Origin of the sequence: Sphingobacterium faecium, from assembly GCF_003054045.1 — a bacterium.
GTDB lineage: Bacteria > Bacteroidota > Bacteroidia > Sphingobacteriales > Sphingobacteriaceae > Sphingobacterium > Sphingobacterium faecium.
On the sequence record NZ_QBKH01000003.1, the window covers coordinates 148,793 to 172,986 of the forward strand.

25 protein-coding genes and 1 tRNA gene are annotated in these 24,194 nt (G+C 34.8%); 13 read left to right on the plus strand and 13 right to left on the minus strand.

Annotated features, from left to right (window positions below; genetic code table 11):
• Nucleotides 1-152 precede the first annotated feature (152 nt).
• The 6 genes from C8N37_RS08765 to rplS form a co-directional block, all read right to left on the minus strand.
• Nucleotides 153-941 carry an META domain-containing protein gene (locus C8N37_RS08765; protein ID WP_108158573.1) on the minus strand — a complete coding sequence of 263 codons (789 nt, stop codon included), beginning with the start codon at nt 939-941 and terminating at the stop codon, nt 153-155.
• 131 nt (nt 942-1,072) lie between these two features.
• A complete protein-coding gene (gene yidC / locus C8N37_RS08770; RefSeq protein WP_108158574.1) occupies nt 1,073-2,884 on the minus strand; it encodes a membrane protein insertase YidC in 1,812 nt (603 codons plus the stop codon).
• A gap of 15 nt (nt 2,885-2,899) precedes the next feature.
• Nucleotides 2,900-4,534, minus strand: a complete 1,635-nt coding sequence (locus C8N37_RS08775; RefSeq protein WP_108158575.1) for a CTP synthase — start codon at nt 4,532-4,534, stop codon at nt 2,900-2,902.
• Between the two features lie 163 nt (nt 4,535-4,697).
• Entirely contained in the window at nt 4,698-5,822 is a 1,125-nt protein-coding gene (locus tag C8N37_RS08780; protein ID WP_108158576.1) for an acyltransferase family protein, read from the minus strand.
• A gap of 188 nt (nt 5,823-6,010) precedes the next feature.
• On the minus strand, nt 6,011-7,108 hold the full coding sequence (locus C8N37_RS08785; protein ID WP_108158577.1) for a carbohydrate-binding family 9-like protein: 1,098 nt from the start codon (nt 7,106-7,108) through the stop codon (nt 6,011-6,013).
• A gap of 346 nt (nt 7,109-7,454) precedes the next feature.
• Nucleotides 7,455-7,802, minus strand: coding sequence for a 50S ribosomal protein L19 (rplS, locus tag C8N37_RS08790; protein ID WP_094771394.1), 348 nt, complete (start codon nt 7,800-7,802; stop codon nt 7,455-7,457).
• 342 nt (nt 7,803-8,144) lie between these two features.
• Here rplS and C8N37_RS08795 point away from each other — a divergent pair.
• The 3 genes from C8N37_RS08795 (at nt 8,145) to C8N37_RS08800 (ending at nt 10,184) form a co-directional block, all read left to right on the plus strand.
• Nucleotides 8,145-8,218 (plus strand) — tRNA-Pro (locus C8N37_RS08795).
• Between the two features lie 49 nt (nt 8,219-8,267).
• Complete coding sequence (locus C8N37_RS22775) at nt 8,268-8,411, plus strand: hypothetical protein (RefSeq protein WP_170114499.1); 144 nt, start codon at nt 8,268-8,270, stop codon at nt 8,409-8,411.
• A gap of 483 nt (nt 8,412-8,894) precedes the next feature.
• Entirely contained in the window at nt 8,895-10,184 is a 1,290-nt protein-coding gene (locus C8N37_RS08800; protein WP_108158578.1) for a sensor histidine kinase, read from the plus strand.
• A gap of 151 nt (nt 10,185-10,335) precedes the next feature.
• Here the strand turns inward: C8N37_RS08800 and C8N37_RS08805 are convergent, their stop codons facing one another.
• Both C8N37_RS08805 and C8N37_RS08810 read right to left on the minus strand, forming a co-directional pair.
• Entirely contained in the window at nt 10,336-11,139 is an 804-nt protein-coding gene (locus C8N37_RS08805; RefSeq protein ID WP_108158579.1) for a DNA alkylation repair protein, read from the minus strand.
• A complete protein-coding gene (locus C8N37_RS08810) occupies nt 11,136-11,774 on the minus strand; it encodes a peroxiredoxin-like family protein (protein WP_108158580.1) in 639 nt (212 codons plus the stop codon). Before C8N37_RS08810 ends, C8N37_RS08805 begins: the two co-directional genes overlap by 4 nt.
• A 92-nt stretch (nt 11,775-11,866) precedes the next feature.
• Between C8N37_RS08810 and C8N37_RS08815 the strand changes: the two genes are divergently transcribed.
• Both C8N37_RS08815 and C8N37_RS08820 read left to right on the plus strand, forming a co-directional pair.
• Entirely contained in the window at nt 11,867-12,208 is a 342-nt protein-coding gene (locus C8N37_RS08815; RefSeq protein ID WP_108159041.1) for a winged helix-turn-helix transcriptional regulator, read from the plus strand.
• Nucleotides 12,209-12,256: 48 nt separating this feature from the next.
• Entirely contained in the window at nt 12,257-12,748 is a 492-nt protein-coding gene (locus tag C8N37_RS08820) for a GNAT family N-acetyltransferase (protein WP_153196426.1), read from the plus strand.
• Between the two features lie 194 nt (nt 12,749-12,942).
• Here the strand turns inward: C8N37_RS08820 and C8N37_RS08825 are convergent, their stop codons facing one another.
• Complete coding sequence (locus C8N37_RS08825; RefSeq protein ID WP_108158581.1) at nt 12,943-14,244, minus strand: DUF389 domain-containing protein; 1,302 nt, start codon at nt 14,242-14,244, stop codon at nt 12,943-12,945.
• A 176-nt stretch (nt 14,245-14,420) separates the two neighbouring features.
• On the opposite strand from C8N37_RS08825, the gene C8N37_RS08830 reads away from it, so the two are divergent.
• Complete coding sequence (locus tag C8N37_RS08830; RefSeq protein ID WP_108158582.1) at nt 14,421-14,876, plus strand: VOC family protein; 456 nt, start codon at nt 14,421-14,423, stop codon at nt 14,874-14,876.
• Here the strand turns inward: C8N37_RS08830 and C8N37_RS08835 are convergent.
• On the minus strand, nt 14,873-15,199 hold the full coding sequence (locus C8N37_RS08835; RefSeq protein WP_108158583.1) for a winged helix-turn-helix transcriptional regulator: 327 nt from the start codon (nt 15,197-15,199) through the stop codon (nt 14,873-14,875). The genes C8N37_RS08830 and C8N37_RS08835 overlap by 4 nt on opposite strands.
• Before the next feature lie 180 nt (nt 15,200-15,379).
• Here C8N37_RS08835 and C8N37_RS08840 point away from each other — a divergent pair, with 180 nt between their 5' ends.
• Both C8N37_RS08840 and C8N37_RS08845 read left to right on the plus strand, forming a co-directional pair.
• Entirely contained in the window at nt 15,380-15,802 is a 423-nt protein-coding gene (locus C8N37_RS08840; RefSeq protein WP_108158584.1) for an NUDIX hydrolase, read from the plus strand.
• 185 nt (nt 15,803-15,987) lie between these two features.
• Complete coding sequence (locus tag C8N37_RS08845; protein ID WP_108158585.1) at nt 15,988-16,419, plus strand: nuclear transport factor 2 family protein; 432 nt, start codon at nt 15,988-15,990, stop codon at nt 16,417-16,419.
• A gap of 287 nt (nt 16,420-16,706) precedes the next feature.
• Here C8N37_RS08845 and C8N37_RS08850 read toward each other — a convergent pair whose 3' ends face one another.
• Together C8N37_RS08850 and C8N37_RS08855 are read right to left on the minus strand one after the other, a co-directional pair.
• A complete protein-coding gene (locus C8N37_RS08850; RefSeq protein ID WP_108158586.1) occupies nt 16,707-17,144 on the minus strand; it encodes an RrF2 family transcriptional regulator in 438 nt (145 codons plus the stop codon).
• A 49-nt stretch (nt 17,145-17,193) separates the two neighbouring features.
• Nucleotides 17,194-17,550, minus strand: coding sequence for a cupin domain-containing protein (locus tag C8N37_RS08855; RefSeq protein ID WP_108158587.1), 357 nt, complete (start codon nt 17,548-17,550; stop codon nt 17,194-17,196).
• A 116-nt stretch (nt 17,551-17,666) separates the two neighbouring features.
• Here C8N37_RS08855 and C8N37_RS08860 point away from each other — a divergent pair, with 116 nt between their 5' ends.
• From C8N37_RS08860 to C8N37_RS08870, 3 genes are all read left to right on the plus strand, one after another.
• Entirely contained in the window at nt 17,667-18,059 is a 393-nt protein-coding gene (locus C8N37_RS08860; RefSeq protein ID WP_108158588.1) for a group III truncated hemoglobin, read from the plus strand.
• A gap of 372 nt (nt 18,060-18,431) precedes the next feature.
• Entirely contained in the window at nt 18,432-18,854 is a 423-nt protein-coding gene (locus C8N37_RS08865) for a Fur family transcriptional regulator (RefSeq protein WP_108158589.1), read from the plus strand.
• A gap of 60 nt (nt 18,855-18,914) precedes the next feature.
• On the plus strand, nt 18,915-20,975 hold the full coding sequence (locus tag C8N37_RS08870) for a heavy metal translocating P-type ATPase (protein ID WP_108158590.1): 2,061 nt from the start codon (nt 18,915-18,917) through the stop codon (nt 20,973-20,975).
• Nucleotides 20,976-21,049: 74 nt separating this feature from the next.
• Here the strand turns inward: C8N37_RS08870 and C8N37_RS08875 are convergent, their stop codons facing one another.
• Nucleotides 21,050-21,925, minus strand: coding sequence for an SIR2 family protein (locus C8N37_RS08875; RefSeq protein WP_108158591.1), 876 nt, complete (start codon nt 21,923-21,925; stop codon nt 21,050-21,052).
• Between the two features lie 390 nt (nt 21,926-22,315).
• Here C8N37_RS08875 and C8N37_RS08880 point away from each other — a divergent pair, with 390 nt between their 5' ends.
• Entirely contained in the window at nt 22,316-23,035 is a 720-nt protein-coding gene (locus C8N37_RS08880; protein WP_108158592.1) for a ferritin-like domain-containing protein, read from the plus strand.
• Between the two features lie 20 nt (nt 23,036-23,055).
• Nucleotides 23,056-23,889 carry a ferritin-like domain-containing protein gene (locus C8N37_RS08885; RefSeq protein WP_108158593.1) on the plus strand — a complete coding sequence of 278 codons (834 nt, stop codon included), beginning with the start codon at nt 23,056-23,058 and terminating at the stop codon, nt 23,887-23,889.
• Nucleotides 23,890-24,194 lie beyond the last annotated feature (305 nt).

Here is a 24,194-nt window from a genome sequence, read left to right on the forward strand (position 1 = left end):
GTATATACAAATATACGATTTAGAGCCCTAATTTACAGTGTAATCGTATGGATAAAATTTGTTTTAAATGGAAGTATTACGATAAAATGGTGATAAAAAAAGCTCCAATATGGAGCTTTTTTCTGTTTATTGTTTTTATTTGAGGTATTGTTTTATTTTTTTTGAAAACGCATCATCGCAATATCGCCCATGATCAAGGTCAATGTAGTTCCATTGACATCGAAAGACGTGATTTTGCCTAGGGTGCTGAAGTAAACACTTTCTCCTGAACCTTCACATGCCATTTTAGTGGAGGCTAATGGACCAAAACTGATGTGGTTGTTTTCGGTTTTGAATGTACCATTGTAATTATTGCAGCTACTATTTCCAGATACTTTTTTTGTACTTAAATCAAAGGTGATCGAAGGTTTTTCATTTGGATATAACCCTTGGAATGCGATACGGGGTCCCGAGATATAATCGAGTTCCCATGTCCCAGCTAATGCTTGTTCGCCTTTTTCAGGTTTGATAAGTGTAAATTTAGCTAAGGTCTTACTACCTTTATTCAGACTCAATATTTCTCCAGCAATGGTGTAACTATCTACTGCAATAATGGATTTTGATAACGATTGTTCAATATCGAACTCCGGACATGCCATCATGGTAGAAATACCTTGTTCGAATTTAATTTTATTTTTTCCAGAGATATTTACTACTCCACCTAACGTATTACAACCGGCATTAGCAGCATATCTGTTGTCTTCAAATTGTAAGAACGGTACGCGACCGTTTACTTGTGCTGGTACTGTTTTTCCATCTACTTCGATCAGTTGCCATTTGTTTCCTTTCAGTTGCATAGTCTCTGTCGTTGACGTTTCTTTATTCGTATTTTTCTTGTAAATAGAACAACTGCTTAATCCTAAGATCAGCGTTGCCATGATTAAAATCTGATTGAATTTCATCTTTTATCTTTTTTGATATGATTGTTTAACAATAGTTAGAACGTTTGGTTTGAGGTAATGCTACATTTTATACTAAAAAAGAGGAAACCTATTCGGGTTTCCTCTTTTTATCAGCGATATAAAGATCGATATTATTTTTTGTTTTGTTGTGCTTGACGCATCGCTTCTTCCATTCTGGATTGGAATGACGATTTCTTTTGCACTTTTGGGTTCTTTTTATTGTCTTCTAATTTAGCTAAGATCTTATCATCATTAACCATTGAACGGATGATCAATTGTGTTAAGAAAGTAAGGATTGCACTTAAGAAGTAATAATAGTTTAAACCTGCAGGGAAACTATTCAAGACGAAGAAGAAAATTAAAGGCATAATGTAACCGATGTATTTCATCTGTCCTGTAGCGCCTGAAGTTGCATTGTTGTACCAAGTGGTCAATAAAGTGGTTAACGTCATCAATACACACATCAATGATACGTGATTCACGCCAAAAATTGGTGAGAATGAAAATAAGGTATCGTATGTTGACATGTCTTTCATGAACAAGAAGCTCTCTCCTCTCAATTCGAATAAATTCGGGAAGAAGTAGAAGAAGGCAATTGTAAACGGCATCTGTAATACCAATGGAAGACAACCTCCTAATGGGTTTACGCCAGCTGTTTTATACAATTTCATCTGCTCTTGCTGTAGCAATACGGCATTGTCTTCACCGACTTTAGCTTTGATCTCATCCAACTGTGGTTTCAACACACGCATTTTAGCCATAGATAGGTAAGATTTGTATGTCAATGGTGATAAGACCAGTTTTAACAATAATGTCAGAACTAGGATAACGATACCATAGCTCAGGTGGAAATTGTCCAAGAAATCAAAAACAGGTACGGTAATAAATTGGTTAATCCAACGCATTGGTCCCCATCCCATATTGATGATTTTATGAAAATCATGACCTTCTGCTTTCAGTGTTTTGTATTGATTTGGCCCGAAAAAGAAATTTAACGAATAACTGTTGTCTTTTTGAGTTGCATAATCAAGACGTGCTGTTGCACTATAAAGTTTAACAACATCGGCTTCGATTGTCGTTTTTACATTGACATCTGCTGTAGAGAATCCTGTTTTGCTAGAAAGAATATTGGAAAAATAGTGCTGTTTGAATGCAATCCATTCTACTTTTTCTTTAAGCTCTTTTTCTTCATCTTTTGCTTCTGATAAATGATCTACATTACCTGCTTCTTTAAAATAGATGGTAGATTTTTGACGTTCAGAATCAATATTTTGTTCTTTCTGTAGTAAAATCGTTTCCCAATCTAAAGCAATTGTTTTTTGATCGATCTTATTTTGAATACCTTTTGTATTGATATCAAGACCTAGGTTGTAACCGTTACCTTTGATGGTATATACATATTCAATATACTGATCGGCTCCATAAGCCAATTGTAATTTAATCGATTTTGAATCTTCACCTGTAACTTTTACATCAGCATCTTCTGATGTGAAAAACAAATCATTGGTATTGATGTTTTCACCGCCTACATTGAATTTTAATCCAAATCTATTGTGATCTCCTTCAAATAAAACTAATGGCTTACCATTAAAATTTGTTTGACCTTTAAGTTGTACAGATTTTACACGACCGCCTTTAGAACTTATTTTGGCGATGATTTTATCATTTTCTACGGTAATGATTTTTTCGGTTCCAACTTTTGTTGCTCCAAAAGGAAGTTTCAATGCTGCAGAGTCAAGAGGCTTGGCCGCTTGTGCTGCTACTAATTGTGTATTCGCTTTTGTAGAGTCTGCTAAAGGTGCTAAACCTTTTTTAACGCGTGCTAACGAATCTTGTAGAACTTGTTCTTTCTTTATTTCTACTTCGGACGGTTTCATCAAATAAAATGAACCGGCTATGATTCCGAACATCAGAAGTAAACCAATAAGGGTATTTCTATCCATTTTTTTAAATTAAACTTACTTAATTGTTTCCTGCTTTTGTATCTTATTTTTCTTATTTGACAAAGCAGCGGCTACAAAGCTAACAAAAAGTGGGTGAGGATTTGCAACAGTTGACTTTAATTCTGGATGAAATTGTCCGGCCACGAAAAAAGGATGGTTTTTCAGCTCTACAATCTCCACTAAACCTGAAGTTGGATTGATACCTGAAGTAATCATACCAGCTGCTTCATACTGCTTTAAATAGTCATTATTGAACTCATAGCGGTGACGATGACGTTCAGAAATTCTTGTTTTGCCATAAAGGGCATATGCTTTTGTTCCTTTTTTGATATCACAGTCATAAGCTCCTAAACGCATGGTGCCTCCCATGTTGGTGATATTTTTTTGATCTTCCATCAAATTGATCACTGGGTGTGGTGTATCTGGATTCATTTCGGTGCTATTGGCATCTTTTAAACCCAATACATTGCGACCAAATTCAATAACTGAACATTGCATACCTAAACAGATTCCAAAGAAAGGAATGTTGTTTTCACGGATATACTTGATGGCGGCTAGTTTACCTTCTAGTCCACGTTCACCAAATCCTGGAGCAACGAGTACGCCATCCATTTCTTTCAATTTATCCTGAACGTTTTCATCATTTACACTTTCTGCTGCAATGTATTTTAATTTTACTTTACATTCATTGGATGCACCTGCGTGAATAAAACTTTCAACAATAGATTTATATGCGTCTGGCAATTCAACATATTTACCCACTAATCCGATATTTACTTCATTAGTTGGGTTTTTTAATTTACCTAAGAAGGCTTTCCAGCTATCTAAATCAGGTTCATTTTTATTGGAAAGCTTCAGTTTAGCAAGAACTGTCTTGTCCAATTGCTCTTTCAACATATTTAATGGAACGTCATAAATAGTTGGTGCATCAATAGATTCAACGACAGCATTGATGTTGACATTGCAAAACAAAGCTAATTTTTTGCGAATCTCTTGTGTCAATTTATGTTCTGTACGACACACTAAAATATCGGGTTGGATACCGTATTCTAATAATGTTTTAACGGAGTGTTGTGTTGGTTTTGTTTTTAACTCACCGGCTGCAGCCAAATAAGGAACTAATGTTAAGTGTATAACAACTGAATCGTGTGTGCCCAATTCCCATCTTAACTGACGAACAGCCTCGATGAATGGTAAAGATTCGATATCCCCTACAGTACCACCTAATTCTGTAATAACAATATCGTATTTTCCTGTCTCGCCCAATAAACGCATGCGGTTTTTGATCTCATCTGTAATATGAGGAACAACTTGTACTGTTTTTCCTAAATATTCACCTGCACGTTCTTTTTGGATAACAGATTGATAAATACGTCCTGTAGTCACGTTATTGGCCTGTGAGGTAGGGACATTTAAGAAGCGTTCGTAATAACCTAAATCAAGATCTGTTTCAGCACCATCTTCCGTTACGTAACATTCACCATGTTCATATGGATTTAATGTTCCTGGATCAATGTTAATGTAAGGGTCAAATTTTTGAATCGTAACCTTGTAGCCACGTGCTTGGAGAAGTTTAGCAAGAGAAGATGCAATAATACCCTTCCCTAACGACGAAGTAACGCCGCCCGTAACAAAAATATATTTAGTCATATCAATAATGGATTTCAAAATATAAGGCCTAAAATGGCCTAAATATCTGCTTTATGTACGGGATACAAAGATAAGAATATTTGTGGAAGACAGCGTTTTTTTTGTCTTTAATTTTTTAAAATTACTTTTTCTTACTTCTCGATTACAGGATTTATGCTTTCTTCTAATTTAATTTTGATCGGAATTTCATAAAAAAGTCTTCGAAATATTTTTTCGATATATGTGCTGTAAGAAAGGTTCCTGCGATAACCAAACTGTAGAAAATTAGGAAACTGAGTTTGGAATCGAGCGGCAATAGGTGTTTTTTTCCTAAGTGAATAACGGCAAATATCACAATCATATGATACATGTAGATACCATAAGATATTTTTCCTCCATAGTCTAGAAATCGACTGCTGAATAGGGATGTTGAATTTAATTTTACTCCAATATATAGGATGAGGTGAAGAAAGAGCGCATTAAGAATGACATAAGAAAAGACCCAATGCTCAAAAAGATCGTACCCAATTAATGTCGTCAAGGTGCTTCTGAAAAAGAAATAAGCAAAAAGTAGGACAAATAAGAGGTAATTACCTAGAGCATATTTTTGATACCATGCTTGCAAATTTAGGGTCGTATGGTATAAAAAATAGGCTCCCAGAGCACCTATTGCCATAGATTCGAAGGCAAAGGTTTTAATGAGGTGTATGATTAATGGATCGGTAATGATGTTGTTAAAACACAGAACCAATAATAGGATTTTGATTAGGAATACGCCTATAATTAAAGCAAGCTTGTTGTTGATCCATTTAAATAATGGAGCCCATATAATATAAAACCATTCTTCCACACCGATGGACCACAGGGGTTCGAGTAGGTGCGAACCATATTTAAAGGTAACGAGACTGGGTAAGAATAAAACAAATAATAACCAAACTTGTCCTAGGGTATAAGGGAATGAATAGTTAATAGGTAAGAGCTGAAATAGATAGGGGAAGATAACAATGCCTATGACAACCAATAAAAAATATAAGGGCCAAATGCGAATCACTCTTTTGAGGTAGAAATTTTTAATGGATATCGTGTTTTTCTGATCTTTTTCTTTCATCAACAAGTAACTGATCAAAAAACCACTCAATACAAAGAAAAACTTGACTGCTGTCGTTCCATTTTGGAAAAAACTGAAATGTTCATAGCTGATAAAATCATTTTTCGCGCGAATCACTTCGCCATGATGAAATATAACCAGCAGAGCTGCAAAAAAACGGAACGCATTTAGATTTGGGAAAAAAGATATATTCTTATACATTGTTGCTGTAAAAATAGCAATATTACTTTATTATTCCTGCGTTATTTTTGCTCTTACAAATGGGAATTAAAGTTTTTGAAATCATATATAATTGAGCCGAATCTTCTTTTCGGCTCAAATTAATGTGATATCAATAGCATATTTTTTGGACTGGGACATTCCTGAAGATTACACGTTGGTATTTCTAGTTACTGGTAAAGATCAAAATTACCTCTGCTATCTAAGGATACCTGAATTTTTTTTGACTGTTTGTCTATAATTTTCATACTATAGCTCTGCTTATCTTTGTTTAGATCCAAAGTGACTTGAAAATCTTTTAAAGCAGGTAATAGGTATTGATGATATAACGAAAGTTTAGCCAATTGATCACTATAACGACGATTTTCTTTTTTAAACAATTGTTGTAAATAATGGATATTCCAAGCTAATTTGGTGACGGCATAGCTAGCTGGAAGTGCTGGTTCTTGCTCTTGAGATTGTTCGACAAATTGTAAATAGCCCCATCTTTCTGGATAATGCATATTGACTAAACCGATTGGTGACCATACCCAATTGTCTTCGGGAAGGATTTTATTGTTTTCTTTTTTTCTACTATAATGGTCATTGTTGATGGCATGTTGCCATTGTACACGTGAGAAATTGCATAACCAATAATCATCTTTTTTTGGCATTGGCGATTTTCCGAAGGCGTAGAGTGATTGATGTGGAATGGCAAATTCAACGGACCAGAAGGAATCGATATCGCGTGGATTGTTGAGCGAACCATTGATATATACAGCAGATTTTAGATTTTTAACGTCCCAATGTGTGATGGCTTGTCCGCCAAAACGGTAAGGTTTTGGAAGCATCAGATCAAAGATTGTATTTAGGGGATTGACTTCGATTTCATAATATTCTGCCTGTTGCAGGTTTGGTTTTAAAAATATTTCAAAGTCATTGTTGTGATAAATAATCTCATCGTGTTTATCAATATCTCCCCAGATATGTGGTTCATATAATTTTGCATAGATATAGAGATAGGTGGAGTCCCAAAGCATTTTCACTTCGGTTTTATAGGTGGGTTTTTTGAAATCACCACCCTGTATATCTTCAAAATTGCTAATAGTCTTTGCTTTTGACCAACTTTTTTCATCGTCTTTACCGTCAATTTTTAGTGCCTCTGTTGTTTTGAGTACAGCATAAGTTTTTGGAATGGATTGTAGCGCTAAAAAATCTTGAATAACGTTTTGAGCATAACTGTTCTGAAAACAGCATAGGAATACGAAAATAAAAATAGATTTGTTCATAAGATACTTTTCTGCTCATAAGATAAACTAAAAAGATTTAGCATGGAAATTATTTTTGGCATGTAAAGAAAATGTTGCTCATAATTAGTTATGGCAGGGAAGTGCTTGGAATGAAAGGAAATGTAAATATAAAATAGAATCGAGCTGGGATGAGGTATGCCTTGGGTAGAATGATGTGGAGCTAATATGATATTTGTCAATATCGAAATTGGGGAAGATCGAGTTGAAATTGGGACAAAATAAATCCTATGGTAGAATGATGTAAAGTCGAGGTAGGATCGGGATACAATAAAAAAAGGCATTTGAATTAAATCCAATGCCTTTTTTTATACTTGCGTAGTCGTGATTAGATTCTTTTAGATTTAATACGAGCAGCTTTACCAGTAAGACCACGTAAATAAAATAATTTAGCGCGACGTACTTTACCGTAGCTGTTTACTACAATTTTTTCAATGTTTGGCGAATTTATAGGGAAGATACGTTCCACACCAATGCCATTTGAAATTTTGCGTACAGTGAAAGTTGAATTAACACCTTCGCTGTTCAATTGGATAACCACACCTTGGTAAATTTGGATACGCTCTTTATTTCCCTCGCGAATTTTATAATGAACGCTTATGGTGTCTCCTGCTTTAAATGCGGGAACTTCATTTTTGATTACCGCTTGTTCTTCTACAAATTTTACTAAATCCATGATTTTGAGTAATTAAATACGATTATTAGCCTGTAAAAATCGGAATGCAATATTACAGCTTTTTTTTTACTTTAAGAAATACTTTTTTCAAAAAGATGTAAGCTGCCTTAGTTTGTTGCAAAGATAGAAAAACCCTTTTAATATTTAGACCCCTAGGCTTGGATATATTATAAAAAGTTTTGCACATCGTGATTTTAGTCTTTCAACATATTATAACAAGTTGATGCTAATATTTTATTTCTCAATAAATCAGGCTTTTATTGATTAAAGTGAAAAATAATGTTGACAGATTGAAAAAACGCTGTATATTTGCATCACAATAAAGAAAAGGTGATACTTTTTCGGGGTGTAGCGTAGCCCGGTATCGCGCCTCGTTTGGGACGAGGAGGTCGTAGGTTCGAATCCTGCCACCCCGACAAAAAAGCTCGACTTAGGTCGAGCTTTTTTTGTTTTAGACATTTGCAGATGAGAACCTTGGATACATATGCAGGAGCTTATGGACTTGTTCTGGGAAATGCGGGACTGAAGTACTCTTGTCACGGTTACAATAAAATCAAAGCTTTCTATGTTAATGGAGAGCTTTTTTTGTTTTCTGAATGGTCAAGTTAGACCGAAGGGTTTTGTAAACAAAAAAATGATTCAGGCTGAGCTGGAATCCAAACCAATAGTTTTGGGTTCAATGCATGTTTGATCTTATCAACACTTTCTGATCAAATTTATAAACGATTCTTTGTAAGAAATTAACAAGATTAATTGAAAACTAATAACATAGGTTCAGATGATCGGATATATGCTTATTTTACTAAAAGCGTGAAATAGTTATCATTGATTTTGAATCTGTATGAAAAAGTTGTGAAGACCTCATAAATTTTACTAGTTTTGTTTCATAAAAATTAGAATTTCGTCTACTTGTTTGTATTCATTGAAAAGAAGAGATGCGCAGATAGAACGCATGCATGTCTTCAGTATGTTTAGCATGAATAGTATGATTGTACTATATGATAGATATATAAAAGGAGTAAGGAATTTTTAATATCACCTAGCTGTATTATTTATACTATATAAGTAATTACCTGAAAAAACGTTCATTTAATGACCACTACGTTGTTTACATTCGTGAAACAAACCTTAAATAAGCTCTCCAATGTGGGAATTTATCCAGATATGCCTTATGTGGAATCAAGATATACTAAGTTAATAAACATCTTGAATTGGATCGGAATGTGCTGCATGTTTACTTATGTTATTATAAATTTCACTAATGAGCGTTATTTTCTATGTTTTTTGAATTTATTGAATGTATGTGATGCGGCTACTGTGCTTTTGTTGAATAAATCAAGGAAGTATCTGAGTGCACGATTAGTAATGGTTGGTTCAAGATTGGTCATTTACACTATTGCTGGTTTGTATTTTCATAATGGGGGGGAATACTTTTTAGTGGCTTTATTAATCACCACAAGCTTGATGTTCGATACCAAATGGATCAGATTTTTATTATGTTCTTTAATTTTTGTAGCGTGCGCAGCGGTGATTCTGTTTCCACAGCCGCCTTTGCTGGGTTCACCCGTCCCCAAGGAGCAGGCTTTTTTGAATATGATTGTTGGGATACTGTTGATCATTGGTGTAGTCACCTATTTTAAGAGTATTCAACGAAGTTATCAGCTCGAAGTGGAAAAACAGAGGCAGGCATTATTCTCCTTAAATAAGGATAAAGAAAAGATGTTTTCGATTTTGGCGCATGATATCCGCAGCCCCATGGCGACTTTAGAGAATCTACTGCAGTTATTTCATCAAGACTTATTGACAGAGAATGAGCGCGTTGAAACGGTAGGGTTATTGAAAAATCAGGTCTCTCAATTAGGTTCAGTAATTGACAATTTATTGCGATGGAGTGTGCGTGGAATGCAGGGTATTCAAACTCTACCGGTTGTTTTTTTTCTCCAGCCTTTGTTTGGGGAGATCCTACAATTTTTTGACTTACTAATTAGACAGAAACAACTCACGATTCATATCCAAATACCTGAACGGGTAGCATTGGTTGCAGATTATGATCAGATAGCTGTTATTTTGAGAAATTTATTAAGTAATGCTGTAAAATTTAGCAAAGTAGGTGGGCGCATAACGATTTCAGCAATTGAAAAGGGTGATTTGATCCATATTATTATTAAAGATGAGGGAATGGGAATGGACGACAGCCGGTTAAATATGTTGTTTACATCATCACAATTTTCCTCTCGAGGGACAGCGGGGGAACGTGGATTTGGTATCGGATTGATCTTATGTGCCGAATTTACGAGATTGAATGGTGGTTCAATATCTGTAGAAAGTAGACCTCATAAAGGTTCTACTTTTACTGTTTCTTTGCCTAAAGGGGAAATTTAGTCTTTCGGTACTTATGGAAATCATGAATGCCTTATGTCTTCTACTAATACTCTAGTTTTCGTAAAGACATTTGGTCTGTCAGATCCAACTTGCTATCATGTATAACGATTAATCCTATTTTATAAGACAGCTCAAGAATGCTCTTTTTACTTTAAGCCCCAATAGTCCTTAATGCTTTTTTAATAATATATTGAGTTTCTTTTGTTTCACTTTCTATTTCCCATTTTTGACAAAGTGAACGGACAAAATCAGCTTGTGTTTTACTAGCATCGTTGAGCCAGTTACCTACACTATCTTGTACGTATCGTTCTGGATCAGATTTTAATGGTTCCAAAATTTGTAATGCTAACTCAGGATTGTGTTTGAGTATCTCAATATGTCCACACCAAACTCCTCGTGGTCTTGTCGATTCGCTGCTAAATCTTCTTATGTTTTTATCTTCATGTGAAGTCCAACGTGAAAGGATGCTAATACTGGGTATTAAATTGCTGGCAATCTTATGTCGTACTGCCATCCAACTGATCTCTCTAACTCCAAAATGTGTATCTGCAGAAAAAGGTTTAATCTGTTCCAGCGTCTGTTCAATAGTCAATTGTTCATTTTTGCCAATTGTATAAGTTGCCCAACAGCGAGCCATATCGGCTTGATGATAGGATAATACTTGTAAAAATTGCTGATCACCATTTTTCACTGACTGCTCGAAAAGGACAGTTCCGATAGCTTCATTGATCGTATTTACTGTTTGCTTTTTTAGCTGATCTATGGCTAATAAAATAGGTTTTAGATATGTTGCCCGATTATGCTGTTGTAATATATGTGCTAATAAAGATCTTTGGTCAACTGCTAACCACTCGACGAGATTTGCGGTTTCGATTTCTCCACGATTTAATTGTATTAATATATCTGGTGCAAGATCTTTCGTGGATCTGGCACCTTTTCTTTTTACTTCAATCATAATTGATCTATTAGGTCTTGAATATTTACTCTATGCATATAATTGCTGTCAACAAATTGATAAGTTATGGTGTGGTCCGTATCAATAATATATACTGCGGGTATAGGTAATTCGTTATGATCATTTTTATTATAGTCAGATAGCGAGATTCCTAATTTCTCGTAGGTATCGACGACGTAGTTGGGAAGTTGAAATGAAATACCAAGTTGTTTGGCTAATATATGATTTTGATCTGTCAATACATCAAAATTCAATTTATGGCTAAGTTCTAATTCTTTATTATTATCCTCGGATTGAGGTGTTATTGCAACTAATGTGACTTTTTTTTCCTTTATCTGCTCTAAATGATCTTGCAGTGCTTTGAGTTCAACGCTACAATATGGGCACCAGCTTCCGCGAAAAAAAGTAACGATTACTTTACCTTTTTTTAGTAGTTCATTTAAATGGATCATTTGATTGTTGGTGTTTCGTAAATTGAAATCAGGAAATCTGTAACCTATTTGTATGCTGTTCTGATCAATTTTGCTATTTTTCAAATCTTGAATAGATTGACTAAAAACGTTGATAATTTCAGCAGGTAACTGCGTTGCTAAGTTTTCGTTAATTTCTTCTATTTTCTTTGCTAAATTTGTCATGCGGTATGATTTGTTTTTGCAAATATTTAAAAGTAAATTTAGAATGGCAATACCGCATATTATTATCCCTATGGGATAAAAAAGTCAATTTCATGAAAATGAGGGAACAAGCGATAACAGAAAAAATATGTCCATTGGAATTTGCTGTGAATGCCATAAGCGGAAAATGGAAAATTCCGATTATTTGGCGTATCAATGAAGGGGAGAAGCGTCCAAGTGAAATGTTGAGGGGAATAGTAAGCGTGGATAGACGTGTATTAAACCAACAACTCAAAGAGCTGGAAGAAGATGGAATCTTAATTAAAAAGAGCTTCCCTGTATTGCCTCCTCGTGTTGAATATACGCTTACACCTCTTGGTGAAAAACTGGTGGAGGTTCTGTGGAAATTAAATGCTTGGGGAGAATTGTTATTGCAAGAAAAAACAAGGATATAATTCTACTGGATAGGAGTGCTGTTGTAAAATATAATGGAATAGAAAATAATGATTGATGTTTATACCGTAAAGTTTAAATCACAAGATTTTAACGAATACTTTCAACTTGTAAGTGATGCCAGCGTTATGGAAATGATCACGGAGCGCGCGATTCCTATGGATGAAGCTCGAATAGATTTTGAGCAACTTATGGAAAATAATAAGCTGAATGATAATTTCGGTCATTTCAAAATCTTAACCGTATCATCAAACGAGTTTGTTGGCTTGGCAAAATTAGTGCTTAATGAAGAAAATAAGGTTGAAGCGGAGCTCGGATATATGATTTTGCCTTTGTATTGGGGGAAAGGAATTGCGAGTCATGTCGCTAGAAAGTTAATCGGACATGCGAAACAGCAGGAGTCGCTTGAAAAAGTAGTGGCTATTATTGATCCCAAGAATATTCCATCTAGAAAAATTTTGATCAATAATGGTTTTGTTTCGAAAGAGTTTAAAGATTTTGATGGATTGCCCGGTGAGATTCTAGCGTTAGAACTTCCTTGAAGTTGTCCTGAAAATCGCATAAATGTTTGATAAAAGATTGATTTTCTACACTACCCCAAAACTAAATTGCTATTTGGGGATTTTTAGGGTTAAATGCAAGGAAAGATAATCTGATTTGAAAAGATCTTTTCATGTATATAATTTATCAAAAATTGCAATTTTATACTGCTTCAATAGACAAAATATGCGAACTATTATTTCTTTTCAATAATGTTAACTTGGTTTTCTGGAAATTGGATTTTGATCCAGTTTTCTAGTTTTGAAGTTTCTTCAGGACTTAATGTTTTATCTGCTTCATAGATTAATGAAATCATATTATACACGCTATCTGTATTTATAATTTGATTTTGAATCCCAATACTGTATCTTTTTATTTGTGGAAATAAGACTTTAATATTTTGTTGTAAATTTGGGGTATTGATTTGATATTTATTAAGTTCTGCATTTAACTGTTTTATCCTCAGATCCTTTTCAGAAAGATTCTGTTGCGTTTTATTTATTTCATTTAGAATATCTGTTTTGAGATCGTTATTGTCCTGACGAATGATCAGTTCCGTATTTGTAATTCCAAAATCTTTCATTTCTTTTTTTATTTCTTCGACTTCTTGTTTACTGAATTTTTTAATAAGGAAAGCCAATTCTAATTTTTTGGGATTGGTATTATAATTTGTTCTTTCAAACAATACTGTATATCCTTTATCGGTAAAAACTGTTTGAACAAAATTGTTGATTTTCTGGGAGTATTTTTTTTGCTCTAGCAATGTATAGGCAAAATATATACTCGGAATAATGAGAACGAGGATGATTAGCGAAATGACCCGTGTTATTTTCTTTTCACGGTTTGCGTCTACAAAGTTTACTTTTGGATAGTTGAGGTATTTGACAATGATGAATGTGGAAAGGCAAATGAAGAAGCAGTTGATCATATAAAGATAGAGTGCACCAGCAAAATAGGATAGATTACCGATCGCTAAACCATAACCTGCTGTGCATAAGGGGGGCATTAGTGCTGTTGCAATGGCTACTCCTGGAATAGGATTGCCTTTCTCGACACGGGTTATGGCGATGACTCCAACTAGTCCGCCAAAGAAGGCTATCAATACATCATATATATTGGGCGAGGTTCGTGCTAAGAGTTCGGATTGCGCATCTTTAAATGGGCTTATTGTAAAATATAAAAATGAAACCAGCAGACTGACAAAAGTTGCAATCAATAAATTCTTTAATGATTTTTTTAATAGTGGAAAATCGTAAACTCCTAAGGCAAATCCTGCTCCTACAATAGGACTCATCAAAGGAGAAATAAGCATAGCACCGATAATAACTGCAGTAGAATTGACGTTTAGACCTACTGAAGCGATGACAATGGCACAGGCTAAAATCCAAAGATTCGCACCCCGGAAAGAAATGTTGTTCACAACATTTTCTAAAACATTTTCCTTTTTGTCTTCACCGGTATGTAAATTAAAAAATCGGATGAATTTAGAGTTTGCCATAATTTGTTTATTTTATTCAATAACAGTATTTGTTAAGAATCGTTTGATAAAAATATGCATATTGGCAATTTAGGTTAGATGAGTAGGTTTTATGGCATGTCTTGGATTGACTAACAATTTTGTAAGTTCTTTAATGGAAAGATAAGCTTTCATAATTTTGATGAAAAATATGTATTATGAAGTTATCAGAAAATATCGTCGATTTTCATCATTATTCGTTAAAGGCACCTCAATTTGAAGAAACAGTCCAGTTTTATGAACAATTGGGATTTGTAATTGTGCATTCTTGGTCATTACCAGATTTTATGCTAGAAAAATGTGTCATGATGTATCATGAACAAATTAAGGTGTATGTTGAAATTTGTGATGGTGATGCCGACATGCCTGCACAGGGAAGGAAGAGAAGATTAGGTGAGGAAATTGTTGAAAATTCTATTCTTCACATCTGTTTTGTAGTGAAAGATGCTGCTAAAGCAAGAGAGGAGGCACTAAAAGTTGGGGCTACTGATCTTAGTAATGGGGTGTTTGAAATTCAATTGAAAAATAAATTAAAATCAGTGGATGTTTACAACAGCTTGGTTTATAGTCCAAATGGTGAGGTGATTGAGTTTTTAGAGCAGGTGTCTTTTTAGTTTTCGTCTATAGCGCCTAAAGTGGTCAATACAGCAACAATTTTCTTACCTTTTTCGGTCAAGATGTAAAGAGATTGGACTTTATCTTTCTTATTGTATATCATCTGATCTTCTACTAATTCTTTCAATTGCTTGGCTAGTATCCGGTCAGAAATATCTGGAAGTATGGTTTTAAAACTTGCATAAGTTAAATCTTCCTCTAGGAGTGCAAAAAGTAGGGATAATTTCCATCTGCCACTGATTTTGGCAAGTGCTTTATGGGCTTTACAAAATTCCAATAATGATTTTTCATTGATCGAATTTGTTGAATTTTCTTTACGCATATTTATTCTTCGTATTATAAAGGTAGCAAGTTTTCGATAAATTATGCTTTTGATATGGGGAGACCCATTTTGTTGGGGTTTAAAGATCGTTATGTCTTTTGTAAAATTAAGTAAGTTTGACTATTGATTCTTCTATAAAAATGATTAGATTATCTTGTATACACGTTTAATGTTTTTAATATGAATACACGATCATCTAGTCTTCTTACTGCAGGTCTGATCACACTAAAGGATAATAAATTACTGCTGGCGTATAGCAATAATAAAAAAGCATGGTATCTACCTGGAGGTAAGGTGGATCAGGGGGAGGACTCGCTGCAATCGTTGAAGAGAGAAATAAAAGAGGAATTGATGATTGTGCTAAATACGGAAAGATTAAGCTTTTATTGTCATATCACGGCTCCTGCTTATGGTGAATTACCTGTTGTAATTATGGAGCAAGATTGTTTTATATATGATCTTCAGGAAGAGATTAATCCGAGTAATGAAATCGGTGATGTTCGGTATTTCTCGCGCGCTGAATATTTGAAAGAACAATTTCAAGTAGTTGGTGTATTGATGGTTTTCGATCAATTGGAGGCTGACCATTTGATAAGTACTTAATACTTTACCTTTATTTTTCTGCTATTTACCGAGTTATAACTATTGTTGATCTAAATGTAATAAAACGGGTTCGTTCCTTGTCTTAATTTTGAATCAGAAAGTTAAAAGCAATATTTATGATGAATTGAATATTTGATTGACTAACTGATAACTCAAGAAAACTAAATCTATAAAATAAAGACATTATGAAAACGTTAGTAAAAACATTCACAGCAGCAGTACTAGTCGCAATCTCAACAATGACTATCGCCGCAGAACATCCTGAAAAAGTAATTAATCTATCTACAGCAGATTTTGCTATCCATCACTATGTAGAGGTGATCACGGAAGGACAATCGCTAGGATTGGAACAATTATTTGCGTCGGATTATAGTCAAAAGGTAAATGGGAAAAGCATCAAAACCAATAGTCGATCTGAAGTGATCGGTTTTTTGAAGAAGCAAAAAGGCCATCAGTTAAACTGTAAAACAACAACTTCAATTTTGGAGAAATCTGCAGATTATATGGTGGCAAAAATCACGATGCAGTTTGAAAATTTCACAAGGACTGAATTGGTTACCTTGGTCCATGAAGGAGGTGCCTGGAAAGTTTCTAAATCAATCAATAGTTATCTCTAGAAATTGTTTAATAAGTATCATATGTTTATGTGAGTCCTATCGAGAGATAGGACTTTTTTTGAAGAAGAAAAGGTAATCAACCCAAGCAACGAGTGATTATTGGAAATCTGATCTATAATGTTCCTCACAGGAATAACAAAAGCGGTTAGCAGTTCTTATTTGGGTAAGGAAAGGACTATTTTAAGTGTTTGATTAGACTAAGTTTAAGATGAAAATATTTGATTTTCTTAACCATAGGGGCCGAATAAAAAATGTAATACTTAATCAATAAAAAAGAAAGGGAATTGTTATTTGTATAAAGTGACGCTTCCTTTTATGAGTTGGAGATTAAATTGTCCGATACTTGTCTTTTTGAGCATACTACTTAATTGATTTCTTACTTTTTTGAAATCATGGTGCAATGGACATGGATTTTTTTCCGAACAATAATCCAGTCCCATGCCGCAGCCTGTAAAAATCTGTTCGCCATCTATGGCTAATACAATATCGGCAATTGGTTTTTTTAATCCTTCTGGATCAATAAAGAATCCACCATGGGGTCCTTTTGTAGATTGTATTAGACCTACTTTACTGAGGTTTTGAAGAATTTTTCCTAAAAAAGGTTCTGGAGACTTTACTTTTTCAGCAATTTCTTTAATACTCACTTTTCGACCCTCTTGAGAGCTTTGAGCGATATAAAAAACCGCACGCACGGCATATTCACAGGTTTTAGAAAAAATACCCATTTATCGATTCTATTATTTTAATGGTGATCTAGTATGCAAAGATACAGCTCTACTTTTTATTTATGACATCCTGTACGCGTTCTACTTGATCTTGTTCGTGTATGGACAGTCTTATGATGCTATTTTCATTTGCCTTAAGATTGTGCAGTATGGATCCTTCTAAGCCAATTAGATCACCCTTTGTCATCTTGTGCATAATTCCGTCAGTATGGAAGTCGATAGATCCTTCTTGGATGTGTATGACAATAGGGAAGGGGCTTTTATGATCGGCCATAAGTACTCCTTTTGCTAGACATATTCGCAGTTCTTTGGTCGATGATGTTTCTAGTAAGAGCGTTACTGATGGTTTTGCTGCTGCAAATGATACTTCTTGATAGAGAGATATCGGATTGTTTTTTTTGTTCATTTCTATGTCCGTTTTTTTAATTAATATAAATATAGTTATAAAAGATGTTTAACTCTTTTATTATTGATTATATTTGATATAAAAAATAATCGTTTATTAAGTTGTGTACTTGGAATATGAAAAAGAAAGATATCACTTCACTAGCAGATATTCAATTACTTGTTGATATATTCTATGGGAGGGTTCGTGAGGATACGCTTATTGGGCCAATATTCAATAATCTATTGGAAGGACGCTGGGAGGAGCATTTAAAAAAAATGTATAGCTTTTGGCAAACGATTTTGCTGGAAAAGCATACCTACTTTGGAAGCCCATTTCCTCCGCATGCCACCATGGCGCTTACGAGTGCACATTTTGATTCATGGCTAAAACTTTGGCATAGTACCGTCTATGAATTTTTTGAAGGAGAGAAAGCTGATGAAGCTATTCATAGGGGAGATAAAATGGCAACTATGTTTTTATATAAAATCAACTATTTCAATAACTTAAAGACTAAACCTCTGACTTAGTATTTTACAGTTCCTTTTTGAAGAATACTTCATCCAAATATGCCCTATATCAGGTATAGATACTTACGGATGTCAAGTCAATACTTGACGAAATATAATTCAATTAAGAGTAGTTTTGGACTGAGCAAATGATAGTTTCATAAAGGTGGTATCTTAATTGTTATTTATAACTCATAGATCTAAATTATCTATAAATTGAACTGATTAGGGTTTTATACTTTGTACATTTATATGTAAATTTCAGTATGATAATGATTTATTTTTTGACTGATTAATATTGATGTATAGGCGTGTATCCTATCAAGTGCTGATGGGATAATAAATCTCGCTTTTAAGATTAAAATGCAAAATGTCTGGTTTAAATACAATTAAATGAATAGTGAAATAGAAAATAAACTTCGAGATAAAAATACGAAGCCGACAAGTATGCGGATTTTGGTGTACGATTTTTTGGCCTCACAACATATTGCTTTATCATTATCTGAGATGGAGTCGCATTTCTACCCAGCAGACCGAATTACCCTATACCGTACACTCAAAACTTTTGAAGAAAAAGGGATTGTCCATAGTATACAAGAAAATAATACGAGTAAATACATCCTCTGTCATGACGACTGTAATGAGGAAACACATCAAGACTGGCATCTTCATTTTTATTGTAAAATCTGTAAGCAGACTACATGTCGGACAGATATTAATTTTTCTGCACCTCATAATGATTCAGTTCGAATTGATGAGGTACGGCTTTTTGCCAAAGGAATCTGTGAAAACTGTATGAATGAAACTATGCAATAGTATTGCATCAAAAGAGCTCATATCTTTGGTATTATAAATAGCTTAAAGAAATTTTACACAATGACTGCACAACATAAACATACATATGATAAAGCTGGAAATCAGCTTTGCTGTACACACACGACAAAGATATATACGCAGGCTGGCGCTTCGGAACTGGTCGACCATCAGGAAACAGGTAAAGAGCATAGTCATGATGGACACGATCATGCTGAACATCATCACGATGATGATGGCCACGATCATTCTCATGTAGAAGGTAGTCGGGTGAAACTGTTTGCTCCTGCGATCGTTTCCTTTTTGCTTTTGATGATCGCTATTGTATGGGATAACTGGATAGCACAAGAATGGTTTGATGGTTGGATAAGAGTTGTATGGTATGTAGTTGCTTATGTTCCTGTGGGTTTTCCTGTTATTAAAGATGCATTTGTCAGTATACGTAAGGGGGATGTTTTTTCGGAATTTTTGTTAATGGTTATCGCTACCATTGGCGCATTTGCTATCGGTGAATATCCCGAGGGTGTTGCGGTCATGTTATTTTATGCTGTTGGTGAAGTTTTTCAAACTTTGGCTGTATCGCGTGCTAAAGGAAATATCAAGGCGCTTTTGGATCAGCGCCCAGACGAGGTGACTGTTTTGATTGATGATCGGCCCCAAATCATAAAAGCTACGGATGCAGAGATCGGATCCATTATTCAATTAAAACCGGGAGAAAAACTTGGATTGGATGGCGAGTTGTTGTCGGATGTTGCTTCTTTTAATACAGCTGCTTTGACCGGGGAAAGTAAACCTGATCGTAAATCTAAAGGTGAGTCTGTCCTTGCTGGGATGATCAATTTGAATACAGTAAGTCTCATTAAGGTCACGACTGCATATACAGATAGTAAATTGAGTAAGATCTTGGAACTGGTACAGAATGCAACAGCACAAAAAGCACCGACTGAATTATTCATCCGTAAATTTGCAAAAATATATACGCCAATCGTTGTTTTTCTAGCGATCGGTATTTGTTTACTCCCGGCGCTATTTGTGCAAGATTACGTATTTAGCGATTGGTTGTATCGAGCATTGGTATTCTTAGTTATCTCTTGTCCTTGTGCTTTAGTCATCTCTATTCCTTTGGGTTATTTTGGAGGAATAGGTGCAGCCAGCCGAAATGGTATTTTGTTTAAGGGAAGTAATTTCTTGGACACGTTAGCTCGTATTCAGCATGTGGTGATGGATAAAACTGGAACGATGACCGAAGGTGTTTTTCAGGTGCAAGAGGTTAATTTTGATGCCAATTTTGATCAGGCCACCATATTGAAGATGGTAAATGCTTTGGAGAGTAATAGTACTCACCCTGTTGCTACAGCTATCCATCAATATGTGGGTGAGGTAGATCATGGTATTCGCCTAGATCAAGTGGAAGAAATAGGCGGACATGGATTGCAGGCAATAGTGGATGGAAAGCAATTGTTAGTGGGTAATTTTAAGTTGATGGATATGTTTAATGTCCGTTATGATGTTGATCCTGCTTCGATCGTATATACTTTGATCGCTGTTGCCTATGATAGTAAGTTTGTCGGTTATATGACTATTGCAGACACCATTAAAGCTGATGCATTAGAAACGATTGAACAATTGCATAAATTGAATGTAAAAGCAACGATGCTAAGCGGAGATAAAAGTTCGGTGGTTCGCCATGTCGCGGATCAATTGGGTATTGATCATGCGTATGGAGATCTGTTGCCAGAAGATAAAGTCAATAAACTTAAAGAAATTAAGGCACAGAATCAACGCGTTGCATTCGTTGGGGATGGTGTCAATGATGCTCCCGTGGTAGCTCTGAGTGATGTGGGGATCGCAATGGGAGGTCTAGGAAGTGATGCTACCATTGAAACTGCCGATGTGGTGATACAAGATGATAAACCGTCTAAAATACCGATTGCAATTCGTATTGGTAAGCAAACAAAGCGCGTCGTATGGCAAAATATTACCTTAGCTTTTGTGGTGAAGGGAATTGTATTGATCTTAGGAGCAGGGGGGATAGCAACGATGTGGGAAGCTGTTTTTGCTGATGTTGGTGTCTCTTTGATTGCGATACTAAATGCGGTAAGAATCCAGAAAATGAAATTTTAATTTTGTTGGAAAGTGCTCGGTATTTGAAATCATGTGAGCACTTTTTAGGCATTCATATTACTCTGTTTGCATCTTTACAATTTACCTTTTATGCTGTTTATAACTGCTTTATAATAATTGGTTTTGTTTTCATCGTCAACGATCTCTACCTTGACATCATTGGCTCTTAAAAGCTGTATTTTGTCTGATGAAAGTTTTACATATTTATTGGGAATATAATAGTAAAGCTGATTTTTGATAAAGGTATTTTTCTTGTAAAACTTGTTTCTTGCGCGGTAAGTCAGCAGCCACCAAAGATCGATCTCTACAAAATCCAATGAGAGTCCAAAAATATGAACATCTTCTGTGAAGAAGAGGTCAATCCATGATTGTAAAGCCATTTGTTTACCGGTCTGTAATCTTCTGATCAGGGAGGCTTTATACACTTTTGTGCTTGGTGAATAGTTTGGCCCATTGACAACATAGTCACGCATTTTTTGCAATTGTCCGCAGTAATGTTCATAGCCAAGGTTAATCGAAAATGGATTATTGCAATCTCCGTGAATATGCCAGTAGTTTTTGTTTAAAGATCGATATTGTCTAAATACACTGTAGGTCGTTTCATTCACTAAACTTGTTTTTACTTTTGGATGTATGCCTTCTAGACTGAAATCATAATTGGTTGTCATGATATTTTGAATGGGTAATTCTCTAATCAATTCATGGAGTTCATTTTGTTGTATCGAGGAAACAGCATCTGCAATGAAAGTTTTAAGCTCTTTCTCATCCACATGCTTTTGTTTTATTGCATTTAGAAATATCTCTTCGTAGAGCATAGGGAATGGTTTCTGACCATTCTCTAAGGATTGAACATGATATTTTTTCTTAATACTAATTAACAGATCATTCCAACTTGTTCCTTTATTGATATTGTTGATGTCATTGCCAATTAGTAGCGCTGCATGAGTCATAGTTTTGAGTGGTCTTAATAATTGCTTTATTAGTGCCTTTGATTAAATCTAATATCGTTATTTTTTCCCAATCTATCTTTAGTGAAGATGATTTTGTGCTGCTGTAATATGTCATACGTTTGTGAATTCGTAACGTGTTAAATTTTCTGAAACTGTTCCTTTGTTGCCTTTGTTGTTTTTACTATCGATATATCTGTAAACCGAAATAGTACAATATATTTTCTACAGCTCAAATAAATAAAGTCATGGCGGATTAATACGCTTATAATATGTGGTTTATACTTGTTTTGAGGAATATTTAAAAAAAAAGAAAATCTTCCAATCCGCTCGTAAAAAGTTGTCGTATATAGCTATATAAACTAAAATTATACACTAAAAAACGAATATGTTATGGAAAAGATGTCATCTCAAAAAGAGTGTTTAATCGATGAAAAAGAACACCTCGATAAAAAAGACCTTCATAGAAGGGATTTCTTAAAATTTACTGGTGCTGGACTTGCTGGCGTCGCTTTATTAGGGCTTTCTAGCTGTAAAAAAGATCGCAACGACGATGATATGAGCGGTAATGGTTTCTATTTTGGTAGCGGCGATATTGCTATTTTAAATTATGCCTACGCACTAGAACAGCTTGAAGCTGCATTTTACATTAAAGTTGTCAACAGTCCTTTTTCCGGTATTACAGATATGGAAAAGAGTTTTTTTACGGACATTCGCGATCATGAAATTGCACATCGTGAGTTTTTCAAAAAAGCATTAGGAGACAAAGCAATATTGGATTTGGAATTTAATCTTTCGGGGATTAACTTTTCTAGTCGTGACAGCGTATTAGCAACAGCCAAAACATTTGAAGACCTGGGGGTATCTGCTTATAATGGTGCAGGATGGTTGATCAAGGATGTGTCTTATTTATTGTTAGCGGGCAAAATAGTTTCCGTGGAAGCTAGACACGCTGCATGGATCAGAGACCTGATTGATAATGGAAGTTTTGCAAATCAAGAGGTCATTGATGCAAATGGTCTTGATGTTGCTAAAAGCCCTAGCATGGTACTTCAAGCGGCTGCGCCTTTTATCAAATCTAAAATTGATGTAAAGGATTTACCTACTTACTAACTTTTTAAAATTTTATTGTTATGAATCTTTTAAATGTATTTGACGAAATAAATAATGTTGATCCTGAATTTACAGATCGCATTAGTCCACGTAGAGAAGTTATTCGAAATATGACTTCATTTGGTAAAAAAATTACATTGGCATCTTTGCCTTTTCTCATAAGTGATTTGTTTAAGAAAGCATATGGAGCTACTGCACCTACGGATGTAAATGGAGTATTGAATTATGCTTTGACGTTGGAATATCTGGAAGCGGAATACTACACGATGGGCGTGGCAGCTTCTAATCTAATTCCTTCGGGTAGACCATTAGGTGCAATCACGACGATTCGCGATCACGAAAATGCGCATGTTAAATTTTTGAAACAGGTATTAGGTGATAAGGCTGTTTCGAAACCTACTTTTGACTTTACAGCAGGGGGAACTTTTGCCAATGTATTTAGTGATTATGATACTTTTTTGGCTTTAGCTCAGGCTTTTGAAGATACTGGTGTACGTGCTTATAAAGGTCAAGCTGGAATATTATTAGGCAATAAGGTTGTACTTACGGCCGCTTTACAAATCCATTCTGTAGAAGCTCGTCACGCATCTCATATCCGTCAGATGCGTAGAGCTAGAGGGGGAGGTGCAGCAAATCAAAAGCCATGGATAACAGGTGCCAATGATAGTGGTATTGGTGCAGTTGTAGATCCTGTCTATATGGGTGAGGATAATAAAGTACAAGCAAATGTTGATATTACAACTCTAAAAGGAGTTTCTGGAAATATATCTCTTGCAGCTGCAACACAATCTTTTGATGAACCGTTAGGTGCTGAGGCTGTACTTAATATTGCAAGTCTGTTTATTAAAAATTAGTGTATAATGCTTTGATAAAGAGCTCTCTGTTTGTTATGAACAGGGGGCTTTTTTTATTCTAATAATTTGATACCTTTCATCACTTAAATTTGCGAGTCTAACGGATGTTCTTAAACTTGATCCTGCCTTATTGTTTGATATGATTTATTAATTAGTGCATTCAGATCCTGTATTTGTTTTAATAGATACTTTGTAGGTGTCTAAAAATAAAATGTATTTAATTGAATATGTACTATTCGATCAATAAATTTTTGATTTTAAAATTTATACTTTAATAATTTTTTAACTGAAATAATTAAAACATT

Excerpts from the sequence above, each read along its gene's own strand:
- C8N37_RS08765 (WP_108158573.1), bottom strand. The coding sequence starts at position 941 with ATGAAATTCAATCAGATTTTAATCATGGCAACGCTGATCTTAGGATTA.
- yidC (WP_108158574.1), bottom strand. The coding sequence starts at position 2,884 with ATGGATAGAAATACCCTTATTGGTTTACTTCTGATGTTCGGAATCATA.
- C8N37_RS08775 (WP_108158575.1), bottom strand. The coding sequence starts at position 4,534 with ATGACTAAATATATTTTTGTTACGGGCGGCGTTACTTCGTCGTTAGGG.
- C8N37_RS08780 (WP_108158576.1), bottom strand. The coding sequence starts at position 5,822 with ATGTATAAGAATATATCTTTTTTCCCAAATCTAAATGCGTTCCGTTTT.
- C8N37_RS08785 (WP_108158577.1), bottom strand. The coding sequence starts at position 7,108 with ATGAACAAATCTATTTTTATTTTCGTATTCCTATGCTGTTTTCAGAAC.
- rplS (WP_094771394.1), bottom strand. The coding sequence starts at position 7,802 with ATGGATTTAGTAAAATTTGTAGAAGAACAAGCGGTAATCAAAAATGAA.
- C8N37_RS22775 (WP_170114499.1), top strand. The coding sequence starts at position 8,268 with ATGAGAACCTTGGATACATATGCAGGAGCTTATGGACTTGTTCTGGGA.
- C8N37_RS08800 (WP_108158578.1), top strand. The coding sequence starts at position 8,895 with ATGACCACTACGTTGTTTACATTCGTGAAACAAACCTTAAATAAGCTC.
- C8N37_RS08805 (WP_108158579.1), bottom strand. The coding sequence starts at position 11,139 with ATGATTGAAGTAAAAAGAAAAGGTGCCAGATCCACGAAAGATCTTGCA.
- C8N37_RS08810 (WP_108158580.1), bottom strand. The coding sequence starts at position 11,774 with ATGACAAATTTAGCAAAGAAAATAGAAGAAATTAACGAAAACTTAGCA.
- C8N37_RS08815 (WP_108159041.1), top strand. The coding sequence starts at position 11,867 with ATGAAAATGAGGGAACAAGCGATAACAGAAAAAATATGTCCATTGGAA.
- C8N37_RS08820 (WP_153196426.1), top strand. The coding sequence starts at position 12,257 with ATGATTGATGTTTATACCGTAAAGTTTAAATCACAAGATTTTAACGAA.
- C8N37_RS08825 (WP_108158581.1), bottom strand. The coding sequence starts at position 14,244 with ATGGCAAACTCTAAATTCATCCGATTTTTTAATTTACATACCGGTGAA.
- C8N37_RS08830 (WP_108158582.1), top strand. The coding sequence starts at position 14,421 with ATGAAGTTATCAGAAAATATCGTCGATTTTCATCATTATTCGTTAAAG.
- C8N37_RS08835 (WP_108158583.1), bottom strand. The coding sequence starts at position 15,199 with ATGCGTAAAGAAAATTCAACAAATTCGATCAATGAAAAATCATTATTG.
- C8N37_RS08840 (WP_108158584.1), top strand. The coding sequence starts at position 15,380 with ATGAATACACGATCATCTAGTCTTCTTACTGCAGGTCTGATCACACTA.
- C8N37_RS08845 (WP_108158585.1), top strand. The coding sequence starts at position 15,988 with ATGAAAACGTTAGTAAAAACATTCACAGCAGCAGTACTAGTCGCAATC.
- C8N37_RS08850 (WP_108158586.1), bottom strand. The coding sequence starts at position 17,144 with ATGGGTATTTTTTCTAAAACCTGTGAATATGCCGTGCGTGCGGTTTTT.
- C8N37_RS08855 (WP_108158587.1), bottom strand. The coding sequence starts at position 17,550 with ATGAACAAAAAAAACAATCCGATATCTCTCTATCAAGAAGTATCATTT.
- C8N37_RS08860 (WP_108158588.1), top strand. The coding sequence starts at position 17,667 with ATGAAAAAGAAAGATATCACTTCACTAGCAGATATTCAATTACTTGTT.
- C8N37_RS08865 (WP_108158589.1), top strand. The coding sequence starts at position 18,432 with ATGAATAGTGAAATAGAAAATAAACTTCGAGATAAAAATACGAAGCCG.
- C8N37_RS08870 (WP_108158590.1), top strand. The coding sequence starts at position 18,915 with ATGACTGCACAACATAAACATACATATGATAAAGCTGGAAATCAGCTT.
- C8N37_RS08875 (WP_108158591.1), bottom strand. The coding sequence starts at position 21,925 with ATGACTCATGCAGCGCTACTAATTGGCAATGACATCAACAATATCAAT.
- C8N37_RS08880 (WP_108158592.1), top strand. The coding sequence starts at position 22,316 with ATGGAAAAGATGTCATCTCAAAAAGAGTGTTTAATCGATGAAAAAGAA.
- C8N37_RS08885 (WP_108158593.1), top strand. The coding sequence starts at position 23,056 with ATGAATCTTTTAAATGTATTTGACGAAATAAATAATGTTGATCCTGAA.